Source organism: Vibrio sp. V43_P6S15P86 (assembly GCF_009904725.1).
GTDB classification, from domain to species: domain Bacteria; phylum Pseudomonadota; class Gammaproteobacteria; order Enterobacterales; family Vibrionaceae; genus Vibrio; species Vibrio diabolicus.
The window spans coordinates 1-12,969 of sequence record NZ_WXWT01000098.1 but is presented as its reverse complement, the minus strand read 5'-3'; the positions used below and the strand labels follow the sequence as shown (position 1 = coordinate 12,969).

The following is a 12,969-nucleotide window of genomic DNA, read 5'->3' as shown; positions in this document are numbered from 1 at the left end:
GCGTACTAGGGTACAAGATAACTCTCCTTTGAGGCAAGTCCACACCCGCGGAAGAGTGTACTCAATGGAGCATATTCGCAATTTTCCAATTAATTAGCTGCACGCAATTGTTTGGTAAAAAAACCAACCGTTTCATAAATACAACAAAAAAAAACCTTTTATAAGAAACTATTTACAGTCTGCCCAACTTTTAACTAGAATATGAATTGGAACTCTAAATAGAGTTTCAAACATCGATGTTTTAAAACTAGTTAACACAAGGATTAATAATGAAGAATACAGCTCTAGCTATTCTTATGGCTCTAAGCGCATCAACTGCATTTGCAGCAGAAGAAGCAGGTTCAGCAGGCGCAGCGTCTGCATCTGCAACAGGTACAACAGCCGTAGCAGTAGGTGCAGCTGCAGCAGTAACTGTAGTGGCAGTTGCAGCGTCAGATAGCGATTCAACATCTACTTCAACATCTACTTCTACTTCTACTTCTACTTCTACTAACTAATTTCGTTTTGTAGATAGAAGATAATCGCCCTGAATGACTCAGGGCGATTTTATTTGTAAGAGGGAATAATGAATATCTTCCGAACGTCTAAATGGATACGCCCACTTCTCACTCTCCCGCTATTCGCCTTACTCTTTGGTTGTACACAAAAGTTCAATGATGTTTCAGCAACCGTTCAAGAAGCGTACGGTAACTACATCGATGTAGAGATGACCCCTGAAGAAATAAATGCCGTTCCTTATGCCAGTGCCTATTTAAAACTTGGGAATCAAAAACAGGTATTTGTTGTTTTAGCTTTTGCAGAGCTAAATCCTCTCAATGGAAAAATACAACTGAAATGGGTAAGTGCTGACAAAGCTATGATCGTTACGGAGAATGGGCATATAGTCAAAACGATAGGTCTACAGAATGGGGACTTAGCGGGTATTTATGGTGATATGCCAGATTTTTCTTCTGATTCAGCCTCTGTCAACTTTGCACTCTCATACGACTGGGCAACACAATACCGTTATGGTTTTCCAGCAAATGTAACGCGTTCTTACTCAGGCCAAAAAACGTTAACAACCCCTATATCCAACACGATGACCGACGTATATAAAGAAGTTGTTGAGTTTAGCAGCCTTTCTCAATCAGTCGAAAACTACTATTGGGTAAACGAGCAAGGTCAGGTTATCAAAACCTTACAATACTTAGGACCAAATATGATTCCGGTTGAGTTAACCATTTTGAAGGGATATAGCAAATCATGAGCAAGCAACTACTAACATTACTCGGTTTGGTCATGCCGCTTTTGAGCACTCCTAGCTTCGCTCAAACAGATACCTCTGCTATGCAACCATTAAATGTTGAATTGCTAGAAGTAGGCAAACAGCTACAATTCCAAGGGCCGGCTCGTCTAGAAAATGTGTTAGCACTAGCTAAGGAGCAAAGCGTCTCTCTGCAATACTCTCTTGGTACCACTTTGTTTGATAAATCGGAACGCGCCGAGAAAACCTCTACCGCTTTGAAAAACTCAGTGCTCAATCAAATGATTCAACACAATTTGGTTACACACCCACTCTACAAATTCATTAAAAATCAAAACTTTGCTCCACGAGTACTGTCTGCGATCGATGTTGATAAAGTTCGACTAAATAAATTCAACAACCCACTGTTGCGCGGCAATTACGTGCTCGCCAGCCCTCTACGCGAAGAAAAGGTGTATTACTTAGGAAACCTAGATAGAGTGTATTCCGTTAAGGCGCAAGCAGGCATCCCTTTGCAGAAGCAAATAGAGAATTTGAAAAGTAGCATTGGTGCGTTATCAACACCGCCAGTGTTGATCTACCCAGATGGTCATGTAGTTGAGGCGCATCACGGAGCTTGGTTAACAACACAATATTACCTACCACCTCTGACCTTGGTATATGTACCGTTTGGTGATCTTGAACGGTCTGACATGGATCAAGATATAATCCGCCTACTCACTCAATTGATACCAAATGCTACAAAGAGACCGTAATGATACCAATTAGAAAAAGCTTAACCCTTTCTTTAATGGGCCCAGCATTGGTTTGGGCTCAAGAAGTACCCTTTGAGGCTCCCTCGTTACAGCCTTCTCAATCTGATTTTGGTGGTGTTGGCTTGATGCAGATGCCAACAGGACGTATGGCTCCTGAAGGGGAATTCAACTTTTCTGTTACCGGTAGTGATGAGTACCTTTTTTACAACGTTACTCTGCAACTAATGCCTTGGTTAGAAACAACCATTCGTTATACTTCGGTGCGAGATTTGCTTTATAGTAAGGATCCTAGTTTCTCGGGAGATACAAACTATACCGATAAAGGTATTGACTTTAAAATTCGATTGCTAAAAGAATCTCAGTATATTCCTGAGCTATCACTGGGTGTTCGAGACTTTGCTGGTACCGGCTTATTCGATGGAGAATACATCGCAGCTACGAAGCGGTATTCCAACTCTGAGCTAGGGACCTTTGATTTTACTTTTGGTATTGGTTGGGGGTCGCTAGGCACTCGAGACAACATCTCTAACCCGACTTGTAAATTGTCAGATCGATTTTGTGAACGCCCCTCTGACTATTTAGATACAGGTGGCACAACTAACTTTGATAGAGCATTTAAAGGACCAACTGCATTGTTTGGTGGTGTTGAATATCAAACCTTACATGCACCATTACGCTTTAAACTCGAATACGATAGCAATGATTACAGCGAAGACTTCCCTGTGATAAAAGGTGGCGTGGACATGACACCACATACTCCTTGGAACGTTGGTATGCTATACCGTGTAGGAATGGCCGATTTTCGTTTAAATTATGAACGCGGAGACACTTTGGTCGCAGGTTTAACGCTCAACACTAACTTCAATGACATGCCATCATTCTGGCGAGATGAGCCTACGCCAGAACTCGAAGATAACCAACCAGAAGAACTATCTGATGTTGACTGGGAACGTGTAACGGAAGATTTAGACAAAATTGCGGGTTACCAAAACACGCGCATTTATGTTGATGACAACACCGTAACTGTCGTTGGTGAACAGAAGAAATATCGTGACCGTACAGAGGCACACGAAAAAGCAGCGGCTGTACTTCATAATGAAATGCCTGAAGACATTGATACCTATGCTATCAACGAACGTAGCCGAGGCTTGGTCGGCGAACAAACGATTATTTCCAAAGAAAAGTACCGCGACTTTGCCCAAGTTAATTACATCAACCCCAAAATAGAAGATGCAACCGCAAAGGCTAGCAATAAGCCAAATGGAGAATCTGTCTATGATGGTTTTAAGCGTTTTGATTGGGGCTTTGCACCGAAGCTTGTTCAAACTCTAGGTAACGCTGAAGATTTCTATCTCTTTAGTGTAGGGCTAAGCGGTAATGCCTCATACTGGCTGACGGACAACCTTGAAATTGGCGGTTCGTTATACTGGGATTGGTATAACAACTACGATAAGTTTAACTATGTCACTCCACCTGATGGCACTACCGTTCCCCGGGTTCGCACCATGTTCCGCGCTTACCAAAATGAACATGCTGTAACCATGTCAAACCTACAATTGACTTGGTTCCAAGAGTATTCCAATACGATGGACCAGCAATTCTACGCGGGTTATCTGGAGAGCATGTTTGCCGGAGTAGGTACCGAGTTTCTTTACCGACCACGAGGAGCTAACTGGGCGATTGGCGCTGATGTCAACGTAATTTCTCAACGTGATCCACAAAGTTACTTCGGTGTTTACGATGAGAAATGGCAAAACGTGCCAGAATATGGACGTCCGTTCCAAGTTATTGATAAAGGCTTCACTGGTTTTGTATCTGGATACTACTATCCTCAATGGGAATTCCTACAAGATTTGATGATCCAAGTCGATGTTGGTCAGTTCCTAGCTGGTGATGTTGGTACACAAATCAATGTTTCTAAGCAGTTCAAGAGTGGCGTAATTGCTGGTGCCTTTGCGTCATTTACAGACTTGTCTGCGGATGAATTTGGTGAAGGTAGCTTTACCAAAGGTTTCTACTTGTCGATTCCATTTGACATCATGACCGTTAAGCCAAGCAACAATCGTGCGAACTTTAGTTGGCAGCCTCTTACTCGTGACGGAGGACAGAAACTCGGACGTAAATACAGCTTGATTGAATTGACCGATGAGCGAAATCCTTGGTATCAAAGGCCTAACCGTTCGGATGTGGAATAATAAAGTAATCAAGGGAGCTGCGGCTCCCTTTTTCATATCTAGATACTGAGTCATAGAATACTCAAACCTACCTTCCTGCTTCCAATAGCGCTACTTTTCGTTTCTTGCTAGAATTCCTGAGAAAATTTTAATCTATGGTGGAAGTTCTATGATCATCGTAACTGGTGGCGCTGGCATGATCGGCAGCAACATTGTTAAAGCACTAAACGAAGCTGGTATTAACGATATCCTGGTTGTCGACAACCTAAAAAATGGAAAAAAATTTAAGAACTTAGTTGATCTGGACATCACAGATTACATGGATCGTGACGACTTTCTGACCCAAATTATGGCGGGCGATGATTTTGGTCCGATTGAGGCAATTTTCCACGAAGGTGCTTGCTCTGCAACGACTGAGTGGGATGGTAAGTACATGATGCTAAACAACTACGAGTACTCTAAAGAGCTGCTTCATTACTGTTTAGATCGCGAGATTCCATTCCTATACGCTTCTTCAGCAGCCACTTACGGCGATACAGATACTTTCGTTGAAGAACGCGAATACGAAGGCGCACTGAATGTATACGGTTACTCGAAACAGCAGTTTGATAACTACGTTCGTCGCCTATGGCAAGACGCTGAAGAACATGGTGAGACCCTTTCTCAAATCACTGGCTTCCGCTACTTCAACGTATATGGCCCACGTGAAGACCACAAAGGTAGCATGGCATCAGTTGCGTTCCACCTAAACAACCAACTTAACGCAGGTGAAAATCCTAAATTGTTCGCGGGCAGCGAATCATTCAAACGCGACTTCGTTTACGTTGGTGATGTCTGTAAAGTAAACCTGTGGTTCTTAGAAAACGGCGTATCAGGCATTTTTAACTGTGGTACTGGCCGTGCTGAATCTTTTGAAGAGGTAGCAAAAGCAGTTATCAAGCATCATGGCAAAGGCCAAATTGAAACCATCCCATTCCCTGAGCACCTAAAAGGCGCTTACCAAGAATTCACACAAGCGGATCTGACCAAACTGCGCACCGCAGGCTGTGATGTTGAATTCAAGACGGTTGCAGAAGGCGTTGCCGAATACTTGACTATCCAAAACAGTTAAGCACCACAAGGTGGTAGAACCATAACCTGCCACCTTTACTCAAGTGCAATAGCCTGTATCATTCCTAACTATCTTTTTTCTCATTTAAACCACTTCGCCCGTACACGAATAGGTAACTAGACACGCCATGACCATAAAACGTGATGACTTCGACCCTAAAGCATATAACCCTGAGTTTAAGCGCCACTTTCTGTCGCCTAAGTACTGGGGCACGTGGTTAGGTGTTATCTTATTTTTACCGTTATCATTAATGCCTCTGGGTTTACAAAAGTGGTTGGCGAAAACCATAGCCCAAAAACTGTCGAAATCCCACAAGGGGCCAGCTCACCGAGCGAGGGTTAACTTTGAGCTGTGTTTTCCGGAAAAGTCGTTCCAAGAACGTGAAGCTTTGATAGAAAAAACACTCTACACAGCGGCCATGTTCTTTTTTCGCTTCGGGTTACTAAGTTTACGCTCACCAAAGTGGCTTCAGAACCGTTGCCAAATTCGCGGCCTAGACATTTTACGACAGCACATTGATAACAACGAAAATGTGATTTTAATGGTTCCCCACTCTTGGGCAATTGATGTGCCTGCTATCTTGCTCGCTTCAATGGGAATGCCAGTTTCTGCAATGGCGAAGAAACAAAAGAATGATGTTGCTGACTGGCTAATGCACAAGCAAAGAGTCCAATACGGTGGCCGTGTTTATGAACGCTCAGGTGGCATTAAGCCTTTCCTGAAATCCATTCGAGATGGCTATGTAGGGTATTACCTACCCGATCAAGACCACGGCCCAGAGCATAGTGTGTTTGTGGATTTTTTTGCAACACGTAAAGCAACGCTACCTGGTTTAGGCAAAATTGCGAAACTATCACGCTCAAAAGTACTGCCTCTATTTGCGTCGATGAACACTGAAGATGGTACGTTTGATATTGAGATTTTACCAGCGTTTGAGCTGGATAAAGGCGAAGAGCAAGACGCTCGTACCTGTAATGAAGCCATTGAATATTTTGTCGGTGATAAACCCGAACAATATATGTGGGTACTACAGTTGCTGCACTCTCAAGAAGACGGCAATAACTATTACAATTTGTTTAAACCAAGATATAACAGCGACTGGAAAGTGCAGTGAAAGTATTTGTCGTAAGCTTGGCTCGATCGCTAGATCGCCGAGAACGTATTGAAGAAAAGTTAAAACAACAAGGCATTACGTTTGAATTTTTTGATGCAGTAGATGGCTCTGTTGACCGTTTTCTTCATTCAGAAAAAAGTCGTCCTACCATTACTCTACGCCGCAAAGGGTATCAATTAAAAACCAGTGAAGTCGCCTGTTTTGCAAGCCATTACGAGTTGTGGGTTCGCTGTGTTGAGCTTGATGAACCGATCGTCATCTTAGAAGACAACGTCGACCCCGTAGAAGGGCTGAAGCAAGTACTCGAACATACCCTTCCATTGACTTCTAATTATGACTACATCAAGTTGTCTGCCACTCAGAAGCGTGTATTCACCCCAATCGTACCTATTGATGATAATCATATGCTAGGAGGATACTCAGCAGGCACTTGTGGTACCACCGCTTATATCGTCACACCTAAAGCAGCCTCAAAGTTTGTTATGCATGCTCAAGAGTTTATTGAACCAGTCGATGACTACATGGAAAAACCATGGAGACATGGTGTTCAAGTTTACAGCGTGTCTCCAGATCTCTTTACTAGAGCAGAGATTGCTTCGACGATTGGTGGTAAAAGAAAAGATAAATCCAAAATGACTCTTGCGAATAAAATATACGCTGAACTTTTTAGAACTTATGAGTCAATTTTGAAATTCCTATACTGGAAAAACAAAGCATGAAGATTTTAGTCATTGGCCCTGCATGGGTCGGCGATATGGTAATGTCGCAATCGTTATATATCGTATTAAAGCAACGCCATCCAGATAGCCAAATTGACGTTATCGCTCCAGGATGGTGTAAACCGATTCTTGAGCGTATGCCAGAAATCCACCAAGCGATTGAAATGCCTATCGGTCATGGTGAGTTTAACTTATTAGGCCGCAGGGAAATTGGTAAATCATTACGTGAAAAGCAATATGACCACGCCTATATCTTGCCTAAATCAGCGAAATCAGCACTGATCCCATGGTTTGCCAACATTCCTCTTCGTACTGGCTGGAAAGGAGAAATGCGCTATGGTTTATTGAATGACTTACGCCCTAACATGAAGTCTTTTCAGTACATGGTAGAGCGCTATGTAGCGTTAGCTTATCCAAAAGCAGAAATGGTGGATTCTAACTCTCTTGGCGGGCTTGAAACTTTACCTCGCCCACGCCTTGCAATCAACGAAGCAGAGCAACAAGCCACGCTCAAAAAGTTCAACTTAACGCAAGACCAACCAATTATTGGACTGTGCCCAGGAGCAGAGTTTGGTCCTGCCAAAAAATGGCCCGAAACACACTACGCTGAAGTTGCGACACAAATGGCTCGATCTGGGCATCAAATCTGGTTGTTTGGTTCTCAAAAAGACTTAGAGACTTGTAATAATATTCGCGCACTTGTTCCGACGCAATTCCATGAGCACATTCATGTTCTGGCAGGCCAAACCAGCTTAATTGAAGCGGTCGACTTACTTGCTGCATGTAAGACTGTTGTCGCGAATGACTCAGGCTTAATGCATGTGGCAGCTGCGGTTGGTTGTAATGTTGTTGCAGTGTATGGCTCAACTTCACCGAAGTACACCCCCCCACTCGCAGAAAAAGTGGAGATTGTTTATACCGATATTGATTGTCGCCCTTGTTTCCAGCGTGAATGTCAATACAAACACCTTAAGTGCTTGACAGAACTTTCGCCTAAGCAAGTGCTAGATAGCATCCAAAAACTTGACGCCATTACGATAAGCTCATGTTAGTTCGTATTGTTTATACCTTACTACTCGCTCTAGCGTCACCGCTGCTTTTATTTGGTTTGTACAAGAGCAAACCAAATAAGCCTAAGTTCGGCTCTCGCTGGAAAGAGCACTTTGGTATCACTCCCAAGCTAAAAAGCAACGACAAACCTATTTGGATACATGCCGTATCTGTTGGTGAAAGCATAGCAGCAACACCTTTAATTAAAGCCCTTAAGGAACAAAACCCCGAACAATCTATTCTAGTTACAACAACAACAAGTACGGGAGCTGAACAGATTGCTAAGTTGGGTGATTTAATTGAACACCGCTATATGCCAATTGACTTTGGGTTCGCTATCAAAGGTTTTCTTAAAGCAGTGCAGCCAAAACAGATGTTGATCATTGAGACTGAGCTGTGGCCAAACACGCTTCACAATGTTCACAAAGCTGGTATCCCTATAACTGTCGTGAATGCGCGCCTATCTGAAAAATCGTGTCAGAACTACGCCAAAATACAGCGGCTTTTTAACCAGCTTCATCCATGCCTAACTCAAGTACTCTGCCAAACGGATTCAGATGCAGAGCGCTTCGAACGCTTAGGCGTTGAGAAAAAGAAACTATCCGTTACTGGCTCGATTAAGTTCGATATTCAAATATCAGAGCAAGTGAAGCAGCAAGGACAGCAGCTTCGAGCCCAACTTGGAAACGATCGTCCGATTTGGATTGCAGCTAGCACCCACAAAGGCGAGGACGAACAGGTATTAGATGCACATAGACAAGTTTTAAAATCTCTTCCAAATGCTTTACTCGTTTTGGTTCCTCGCCATCCAGAACGATTTGATGATGTATTCACGCTTTGCCAACAGCAAGGCTTTAACACTGTGCGTCGCACTTCAACTCATGCAGTAGAGACGAATACTCAAGTATATCTCGGCGATACTATGGGTGAGATGCTAACGTTGATGGGTGCAGCGGACATCTGCTTTATGGGCGGTAGCCTAATTGGAGATAAGGTTGGTGGGCACAATGTGCTAGAGCCTGCCATGTTAGAAAAAGTCATAATCACTGGCCCTAGCTATTTCAACTTTAAGGAGATTGTTGAAAACTTACTAGCTGTGGATGGTATCTTAATTGTGCCAGACTCAACGACCCTTGCCCTAAGGACTACAGAGATCATTTCTCAACAAGATAAATATTTACTCCGAGCTTTGCATGCTAATAAATGGGCCTCATCCAATCAAGGCGCTCTAAACCGAACAATGAGCTTACTCCCACAAAGTGATAAGTAATAACTTAATAATTAGTTTGATAAATACCTCACTTTTACTATTAAGCTTGTATGTTTTACTGTACTAAGCACATCACCTGTTTAACTTAAAAAGAATATCCATTATGCAAAAAATTTTAGACTGTACTCTTCGCGATGGTGGCTACTATAATCACTGGGACTTTTCACCAGAAGTCGTTGACGCTTACCTCACTGCAGTTGCAAAAGCTAAAATTGATTATGTTGAATTAGGGCTTCGTAATTATCCTAAATCTGTTTACAGTGGTCCATTTGCTTATACGACTGAAGAGTTTCTAAACACGCTACACCTACCGAAAGGTCCGACATATGGCGTAATGGTTGATGCAAAAACTTTGCTAGATGCGGGTAAGCCTGTTGAAGCTGCCATCAATGATCTTTTTGTACCAGCACAAGAAAGTAAAGTTGATCTCGTTCGTATCGCGGCACATTTCAATGAAGCAGAGCAGTGTGAAAGCATGATTAAAGCTTTCAAAGAAATGGGGTATATCGTTGGCCTAAATCTGATGCAAGCGGGCGGAAAACCATCCCAAGTTATTGCGGAAAAGGTACAGGCGGTAGCAAAAGCAACCCCTGATGTTATCTATTTTGCTGACTCTCTCGGAAATATGGATGGTGCAGAAGTCACTCGCATTGCCGAAATTGTAAAGCAAAACTGGGATGGCGACATTGGTATCCACACCCATAACAACATGGGTCAAGCAATGTCCAATACGATGACTGCTCGTTCGAATGGTGTTACATGGTTGGATGTGACCGTTACCGGAATGGGACGAGGCGCTGGGAATGCCCAGACCGAAAACCTGCTCGCCGAACTTGATGGACTAGATAAATACTTGCCAACAGCAATATATGAACTAGTTATTCGCCATTTTGAGCCAATGCAAAGAAGATACGGTTGGGGCTCAAGCCTTCTATATTACTTGGGGGCCAAAAACGATATTCACCCAACTTACATCCAGAATATGCTTTCAAATCCTAATTACGGAACAGAAGAAATTGTTGGTGCTATCGAGCATTTAAAAAAGCTAGAAGGTACAACAAGCTATAATGGTGATGTCTTAGAAGAAGCGCTTACTGTAGGGAAAATAAGCCAACCGACTGAAAGCCAATCAGATCTATCAGGTATCTTTTCAGGAAAAGAAGTCTTACTGGTCACTAATACGCCCAGTACGGCAACACATAGAGTCGCGATCGAGACATACATTAAGACTCGAAAGCCTATCGTAATTGGCATCAATACAAAGCATGAGATTAACACTGAGCTTTTCGATTACTTTGCTGTATCTCATAACTCTAAATACTTGTCAGAAAGCAGCCATTACTCAGAGGTAGCCAAACCCGTATTTTTGCCAAAGAACCGCTTTGACGAAGACGAGCTAAGTAAATTTAGTAATATTTCTATGATTGATTACAGTAGCACCATAGAGAAGGATACTCTCACCGCCCATAAAAACTACTGTACACTACCGTATGATAATACCGCTGCATATGCGTTATGTATCGCTTTTATAGGTCAAGCGCAGAAGATATCTCTCGTTGGTTTTGATGGTTATGATGTGACTGACCGACGCCAAATGGAAATGAATGAGATCTTTAGCATGGTTAGTCAGCAGTTTGGAAGTACATCAATTCAAGCGTTAACCCCAACCACTTATCCAGTAAAAGCAGGGTCTATTTATGCACCCGCTATTTAATGGCTATGATACTGTTATTTTTGACTGCGATGGCGTGATCCTAGACTCAAATAACCTCAAAATTGATGCCATGCGTAATGCTTTACGCATGGCCCAAGTATCAGAGCTCGAAATAGATAAGTGTTGCACTTATTTTAAAGCTAATTTTGGCAAATCGCGTTTTCATCATGTGAGTTACTTTGTTGAACATTTCATCACAAATGCAGATGAAGCATTGTACGAACGTATACTAAACTGCTACTCAAAGCAGTGTGAAGAGCTATACATGGAAGCTCAACTGACGCCTAATTTTATTGCAGCAATTACAGATTGCCCAGCCAAACTCTATGTAGCGAGTGGATCTGCTCAAGACGAATTACGAGAAGTATTTGTTAAAAGAGAGCTGGCGCAATATTTTACGTTAATTCTAGGATCACCTACCGCGAAAGCAGATAACGTTGCAACCATCCTAAAGGAGTCTTCAGGCGCGGCTCTAATGATCGGTGACGCATTATCAGACTTTCACGCAGCCAAAGAGAATAATATTGATTTTCTTGGCTATCTTCCTTTTTCAAATGTAAAAGAAGAGCTTGAAAGCTTATCAAAAAGTGAAGGTTTCAATATTCTAAGGAGTTGGTAAGCATGAGTGTCCATGTTTTTCTACCATGCCGGAAAGGCAGTGAACGTATCCCAAACAAAAATACCAAAGACTTTGCAGGTGTAAAAGGTGGGTTATTAAAAATCAAACTGGATCAGTTAATCAATATAACTGACCTAGATTCGATAGTCGTATCTTCAAACGATGACTTTGTACTGGATTTTGCTTCAACATATAAAGATTCTCGCATACGAATAGATGAACGCCCAGAGCACCTAGGGGCAAGTTCAACAAGCACTGATGATCTTATTAGATATGTTCCTTCGATTATTACTACGGGTCACGTACTTTGGACTCATGTAACCTCACCATTCTTAGACGAGTCAGGTTATAGCGCTATTATCAAACAGTATAATCAAGCACTCACGGAAGGTTATGATTCATTAATGACGGTCAAAGAACTACGTGGGTTTATTTGGAATAAAGATAAGCCAATTAGCTACGATCGTAATATAGAAAAATGGCCTAGAACTCAGACAATTGAACCTCTTTATGAAATCGATAGCTCAGTCTTTTTAAATAGTGTAGAAAACTACAAAAAGCTAAATGATCGAATTGGACTAAAGCCTTCGATGTACATACAGGATGCAGAGAGCTCAATTGATATAGATTGGCCAGAGGACTTTACTTTCGCTGAATCTATGTGGTTACAGAAAAATAAATGATCATCGGTAAATAGACATTACAATTGTAGCGTCTATTTACCTGTCATTTCATCGTCTAGGATAAGCATCGATCATAGAGAAACTAGACCTATTCACGATTTTTACCCCTTTGAGATCGGCCCATTTATTTAACAGTTGATGTGCATAAAACGTCAAGAAAGTTAATCGCATCAAGTCCGTCATATTAAAAGGTTTGACCTTTTGAGGATTTTCTAGGAGCGGCAACTTCTCTTCTTTTCCATAGAAATGCTTGTAGACCATATAAAGCTGGTTGCTCTCTTGATCAACATGGACATCATTATGGAAGCTCATATCCGCTCCAAATATTTCCACTGAATCATATTCACATAGAATTGCTACATACACAGCAAAGATAAGCACATTGACAGCTGGAGGTGCGACGATACCAGAAGATAGTGCCATTGGGCCATATTTAATATTAGTTACATTACTAGGAATTGCTCGCAGCACTTTTATCGCTATGTTGCTGTTTTTGATATTGCCTTGAATGAACTCT

The 12,969-nt window shown here is 42.1% G+C and carries 12 protein-coding genes and 1 pseudogene; 12 read left to right on the top strand and 1 reads right to left on the bottom strand.

Annotated features, from left to right (window positions below):
* Window positions 1-269 precede the first annotated feature (269 nt).
* The 12 genes from CAG69_RS04210 (at window position 270) to CAG69_RS04155 (ending at window position 12,452) form a co-directional block, all read left to right on the top strand.
* Complete coding sequence (locus CAG69_RS04210) at window positions 270-497, top strand: hypothetical protein (RefSeq protein WP_025499292.1); 228 nt, start codon at window positions 270-272, stop codon at window positions 495-497.
* A 68-nt stretch (window positions 498-565) separates the two neighbouring features.
* Entirely contained in the window at window positions 566-1,246 is a 681-nt protein-coding gene (locus CAG69_RS04205) for a YjbF family lipoprotein (protein WP_161442864.1), read from the top strand.
* Window positions 1,243-1,998 carry a capsule biosynthesis GfcC family protein gene (locus CAG69_RS04200; RefSeq protein WP_161442862.1) on the top strand — a complete coding sequence of 252 codons (756 nt, stop codon included), beginning with the start codon at window positions 1,243-1,245 and terminating at the stop codon, window positions 1,996-1,998. Before CAG69_RS04205 ends, CAG69_RS04200 begins: the two co-directional genes overlap by 4 nt.
* A complete protein-coding gene (locus CAG69_RS04195) occupies window positions 1,998-4,193 on the top strand; it encodes a YjbH domain-containing protein (protein WP_161442859.1) in 2,196 nt (731 codons plus the stop codon). Before CAG69_RS04200 ends, CAG69_RS04195 begins: the two co-directional genes overlap by 1 nt.
* 148 nt (window positions 4,194-4,341) lie before the next feature.
* Window positions 4,342-5,283 (top strand): ADP-glyceromanno-heptose 6-epimerase, encoded by a 942-nt coding sequence (gene rfaD, locus CAG69_RS04190; RefSeq protein ID WP_017634969.1) that lies wholly within the window; start codon window positions 4,342-4,344, stop codon window positions 5,281-5,283.
* Window positions 5,284-5,410: 127 nt separating this feature from the next.
* Window positions 5,411-6,397 (top strand): lauroyl-Kdo(2)-lipid IV(A) myristoyltransferase, encoded by a 987-nt coding sequence (gene lpxM, locus CAG69_RS04185; RefSeq protein WP_161442857.1) that lies wholly within the window; start codon window positions 5,411-5,413, stop codon window positions 6,395-6,397.
* On the top strand, window positions 6,394-7,116 hold the full coding sequence (locus CAG69_RS04180) for a glycosyltransferase family 25 protein (RefSeq protein ID WP_053807624.1): 723 nt from the start codon (window positions 6,394-6,396) through the stop codon (window positions 7,114-7,116). The genes lpxM and CAG69_RS04180 overlap by 4 nt, the downstream gene beginning before the upstream one ends.
* Window positions 7,113-8,168 (top strand): lipopolysaccharide heptosyltransferase II, encoded by a 1,056-nt coding sequence (gene waaF / locus CAG69_RS04175; RefSeq protein ID WP_054729016.1) that lies wholly within the window; start codon window positions 7,113-7,115, stop codon window positions 8,166-8,168. Before CAG69_RS04180 ends, waaF begins: the two co-directional genes overlap by 4 nt.
* Window positions 8,162-9,436, top strand: coding sequence for a lipid IV(A) 3-deoxy-D-manno-octulosonic acid transferase (gene waaA / locus CAG69_RS04170; protein WP_161442855.1), 1,275 nt, complete (start codon window positions 8,162-8,164; stop codon window positions 9,434-9,436). The genes waaF and waaA overlap by 7 nt, the downstream gene beginning before the upstream one ends.
* A 103-nt stretch (window positions 9,437-9,539) precedes the next feature.
* On the top strand, window positions 9,540-11,150 hold the full coding sequence (locus CAG69_RS04165) for an aldolase catalytic domain-containing protein (protein WP_161442854.1): 1,611 nt from the start codon (window positions 9,540-9,542) through the stop codon (window positions 11,148-11,150).
* Entirely contained in the window at window positions 11,134-11,769 is a 636-nt protein-coding gene (locus CAG69_RS04160; protein ID WP_054701124.1) for an HAD family hydrolase, read from the top strand. Before CAG69_RS04165 ends, CAG69_RS04160 begins: the two co-directional genes overlap by 17 nt.
* 2 nt (window positions 11,770-11,771) lie before the next feature.
* Window positions 11,772-12,452 (top strand): acylneuraminate cytidylyltransferase family protein, encoded by a 681-nt coding sequence (locus CAG69_RS04155; protein WP_017634976.1) that lies wholly within the window; start codon window positions 11,772-11,774, stop codon window positions 12,450-12,452.
* 48 nt (window positions 12,453-12,500) lie between these two features.
* On the opposite strand, the pseudogene CAG69_RS04150 reads toward CAG69_RS04155, so the two are convergent.
* Window positions 12,501-12,969 (bottom strand): annotated as a pseudogene (locus CAG69_RS04150) (hypothetical protein); the annotation flags it as partial.